This is a genomic window from Acidovorax sp. HMWF029 (assembly GCF_003060895.1).
Classification (GTDB): Bacteria; Pseudomonadota; Gammaproteobacteria; order Burkholderiales; family Burkholderiaceae_C; genus Acidovorax.
Genome location: NZ_QAIH01000165.1, coordinates 1 through 4,161, shown reverse-complemented (window position 1 = coordinate 4,161; position 4,161 = coordinate 1). Strand labels below are relative to the sequence as shown.

Annotated in this window: 4 protein-coding genes and 1 pseudogene; all 5 read right to left on the bottom strand. The window is 64.0% G+C overall.

Annotation, left to right across the window (positions count from 1 at the left end):
• Nucleotides 1-1,205: pseudogene (gene mnmE, locus DBR12_RS11515) on the bottom strand (tRNA uridine-5-carboxymethylaminomethyl(34) synthesis GTPase MnmE); the annotation flags it as partial.
• Nucleotides 1,206-1,299: 94 nt separating this feature from the next.
• Nucleotides 1,300-3,012: a membrane protein insertase YidC gene (yidC, locus tag DBR12_RS11510; protein ID WP_108617370.1), complete on the bottom strand. Its 1,713-nt coding sequence runs from the start codon at nt 3,010-3,012 to the stop codon at nt 1,300-1,302.
• A complete protein-coding gene (gene yidD, locus DBR12_RS11505; protein ID WP_108617379.1) occupies nt 3,009-3,305 on the bottom strand; it encodes a membrane protein insertion efficiency factor YidD in 297 nt (98 codons plus the stop codon). Before yidD ends, yidC begins: the two co-directional genes overlap by 4 nt.
• Before the next feature lie 2 nt (nt 3,306-3,307).
• Nucleotides 3,308-3,826, bottom strand: a complete 519-nt coding sequence (locus DBR12_RS11500) for a ribonuclease P protein component (RefSeq protein WP_108617369.1) — start codon at nt 3,824-3,826, stop codon at nt 3,308-3,310.
• Between the two features lie 72 nt (nt 3,827-3,898).
• A complete protein-coding gene (gene rpmH / locus DBR12_RS11495) occupies nt 3,899-4,033 on the bottom strand; it encodes a 50S ribosomal protein L34 (RefSeq protein ID WP_005798102.1) in 135 nt (44 codons plus the stop codon).
• Nucleotides 4,034-4,161: the final 128 nt, after the last annotated feature.

The following is a 4,161-nucleotide window of genomic DNA, read 5'->3' as shown; positions in this document are numbered from 1 at the left end:
CCCGCCACTTCCAGCAGAGTGCGCCGCAGCCCGTCCAGCCCCTCACCCGTGCGCGCAGACAGCCACACGCCTTGGCGGGTATCGGCTTGCCCAGGCCCTCCTGCGGCGGTGGCAGCGGCCGCCGCCGGGGCGCGGTCGAGTTTGTTCCAGACATCGATCACCGGAATGGTTTGAGGTAGTTTTTGGGCCAGTGCGCTGGCTATATCTGCCTCAGCAGCTATGTATTCAATAGCATCCTGGCGCGACAGGTCGTGCAGGAACAACACGGCATCGGCACCCGCAATCTCGTCCCAGGCGCGGGCGATGCCAATGCGCTCCACCTCGTCGTCACTGTCGCGCAGGCCGGCGGTGTCGATGATGTGCAGGGGTACCCCCTCGATCTGGATGGTCTGCTGCACCTTGTCGCGGGTGGTGCCTGCGATGGGGGTGACGATGGCCAGTTCGGCCCCCGCCAGCGCATTGAGCAGCGAACTCTTGCCCGCATTGGGCTGTCCGGCAATCACCACCTTGATGCCCTCGCGCAGCAAGGCGCCCTGGCGCGCCCGCTGCATCACCGAGACCAAGGTTTGCTGCAAGTTCGATAGCTGCCCGTGCGCATCTGCCTTGCGCAAGAAGTCGATTTCTTCCTCAGGAAAGTCCAGCGTGGCCTCGACCAGCATGCGCAGGTGGATGAGCGCATCGCGCAGGCCATGTATCTCGGCCGAGAACGCGCCCGTGAGCGAGCGGCTGGCGCTGCGCGCGGCCGCCTCGGTGCTCGCGTCGATCAGGTCGGCAATCGCCTCGGCCTGGGCCAGGTCGATTTTGTCGTTCAGGAAAGCCCGTTCGGTGAATTCGCCGGGCTGGGCCACGCGCAGGCCCGGCAGGCAGGGCTGGCCCGTGGCCGGGTCGGTGGCAGCCCCAGCCTCCAGGCAGCGCGCCAGCAACAGTTGCAGCACCACGGGGCCGCCGTGGGCTTGCAGCTCCAGCACATCTTCGCCGGTGTAGCTATGCGGGCCGGGGAAGTGCAGGGCCAGCCCCTGATCGATGGCCTGGCCCTGCGCATCCCGAAAGGGCAGGTAGGTGGCCTCGCGGGGCTTGAGCATACGCCCGCACAGTGCGTGCACCAGCGCATCCAGCCCTTTGCCCGACACCCGCACGATACCGACGGCACCACGCCCGGGGGCGGTGGCTATGGCAACGATGGGGTCGTGGTGGCGGGCAAGCATGGTGGCGACTGTACAGGGTGGAGGGGCAAGAAAAAGGCCGCTTGCGCGGCCTTTCGGGGGTGAGTTCGTGGATGTCAGCGTTGCCGCTGCGCCATCACTTGAACTTCGGCAAATTAAATTGCGGTGGCACGCCCATGCGGGTGTTGATGATCCACTGCTGTGCAATCGACAGGATGTTATTCGTCAGCCAGTACAGCACCAGGCCGGCGGGGAAGAAGAAGAACATCACGCTGAAGATCAGCGGCATGAACCACATCATCTTGGCCTGCAGTGGGTCTGGCGGCGCGGGGTTCAGGGCCGTCTGCAGCAGCGAGCTGAGCGTCATCAGCAGTGGCAGGATAAAGAACGGGTCGGGCGTGGACAGGTCATGGATCCAGCCGATCCAGGGCGCGTTGCGCATCTCGACGCTGGACAGCAGCACCCAGTACAGCGCAATGAACACGGGGATCTGGATCATGATGGGGAAGCAGCCGCCCATGGGGTTGACCTTTTCCTCGCGGTAGATGCGCATCATCTCCTGCTGCATCTGCTGCGGCTTGTCCTTCAGGCGCTCGCGCATCTCCATGATCTTGGGGTTGATGGCCTTCATCTTGGCCATGCTGGCGTAAGCCTTGGCGTTGAGCCAGTAGAACGCGATCTTGAGCAGCAGCACCAGGCCCACGATGGCCCAGCCCCAGTTGCCCAGAAGCTTGTGCAGCTGGTCCAGCAGCCAGTACAGCGGCTTGGACAGGATGGTGAGCCAGCCATAGTCCTTGACCAGTTCCAGGCCTGGGTACAGCTTTTCCATCATGGTTTCGACCTGCGGGCCGGCAAACAGACGCGCATCTACAGTCTTGCTCGTGCCTGGTTCGATGGCGCCCAGCGAGGTGAGCATGCCCACGGAATACAGGTTGGTATCCACCTTGCGGGTGAACAGCTCGCGCTGGGTGCCATCGGCCAGCAGCCAGGCGGTGGCGAAATAGTGTTGCACCATGGCCACATAGCCATTGGGTGAATCGCGGGGAATGTCGACCTTGCCGTTCTCGATGTCCTTGAACTCGACCTTCTGGTACTTCTTGGCATCCGTGTAGACGGCCGGACCGGTGAAGGTGGAATAGAACGACGACTCGCCCGGCGGCTTGTTGCCATCACGCACCAATTGCAGATACAGCTGGGGCGACACGGCGGCGCTGCCGGTGTTGACGACTTCGTGTTTGACAGCGATGTCATACGCACCGCGCCTGATGGTCCAGGTCTTGACCAGCTTCACTCCACCCTGGCTGGGCGATTCAAAACGAATGCTCAGCTCGTCCTGCCCATCCTTGAGTTCACGGGGTCCTGGCACGGCCGTCATCACGGTTTTGTGCGTGGGGAAGCCACCGCCAATCAGCCCGGTCTGCGCCACATAGACGCGCTGGGCGCTCTCGTCCAGCAGCAGGAAGTTGCGGTTTTTGTCGGCCATGTCGGCGTGCTGCAACAGCTCGGCATGGGTGAGCGTGCCGCCTTCGCTGTCGAAGGTGAGGCGGTACACGTCGGTCTTGACCTCAATGCGCTCCCGCGCAGCAGCGGGTGCAGTTGCCGGAGCTGGCTGACCCGGTACGGCCGAAGCGCCTTGGGCAGCAGCCGCAGCCACAGGCGCCGCAGACACGGGGACACTGGCCGCGCCCGTGGCACCGGACGCAGCCCCTGCAGCAGCAGGCGCGGTCACAGCCGGGGTGGTGGGGAAAAACGTGGCTTTGTTGCCGTTGTGCAGTTGCCACTTGTCCCACAGCAGAACCATGGAAAAGCCAAAAATCACCCACAGAATGGTGCGGCGAATGTCGTTCATGAAGACTTCTTTGGTGAGGGTGGTTGGGTGGTGGAGGATTGTTGCAGCCGCGAAAAAAGCCTCATGCCGCGCGGCAGTTCTCGGGGGACCGGATCATGCCCCCCATCACACCAGGGATGGCAGCGTACCAGCCTGCGCACCGTGAGATAGCTGCCCGCCGCTGCGCCATGCAATTCCAGAGCCTGCAGCGAATACGCCGAGCAAGTGGGCTCAAACCGGCAGGCCGAGCCCAGCCAGGGGCTCAGAAACAGCCGGTAGCCCTTGACCACGCCCATCAGCAGGCGCTTCATGATCATCATGGCGTCACCTCATGGGCAGGCACAGCCACCTGCGGTGCAGGAGCCGGAGCGGGCGCTACAGCCCCACCGGCCGCACGCCGGGTGGCATGGCCAAACAACTGCAGCAGCTCCGCACGCACGGCCTGCTTGAGATGGTCGGACGTGGCGCTCACAAACTGCTTGCGGTCAAACGCCGTGCGCAAGCGCACCACATGGGCCGCCTGCGGAAGGCGCGCTTCAAAGGCTGCGCCTACGGTGTAAATCTGCCGCTTGATGGTGTTGCGTGTCACGGCACGACGCGCCCAGCGCTTGGGCACCATCGCGCCCAGCCAGACATCCGGCACGACAAACAGGGCCTGCGGCCCTTGCGTTGGCGGCAAGGAACCGGGCCCTGTGGGTGCAGCACTGGCAGGGTTGGCAGCAGCGCTGCCAGCAGCATCCAGCACCAGACGGTGCAGCGCAAAATGCGCTGTGCGGGAGACTGTGCCCCCAGCCATGGTGGCCTGGAACTGCGGACGGGTTTTTAGCCGTTGCATGCAGGCACCCCGTTTGGAACCTGACGGTACAAACCGGAGGCAGGCGGGGAGCAGACCGTAGACCGGGCGGCCTTAGACGGCCAGGCGCTTGCGGCCCTTGGCGCGGCGTGCGTTGATGACGGCACGGCCGCCGCGGGTCTTCATGCGGACGAGGAAACCGTGGGTGCGCGCGCGGCGCGTCTTGGAGGGCTGGTAAGTACGTTTCATGGTGCTATTCCTTGAGGTTCAGTTCCGGACTGCTGCTCTTGAACCCCTGCCTTGTTCAGCTGAAAACCAGCCAAATGAAAGCAGAAATAACGGCGCGCCGGGTCAAATCACCCTGAACACATTCAGGG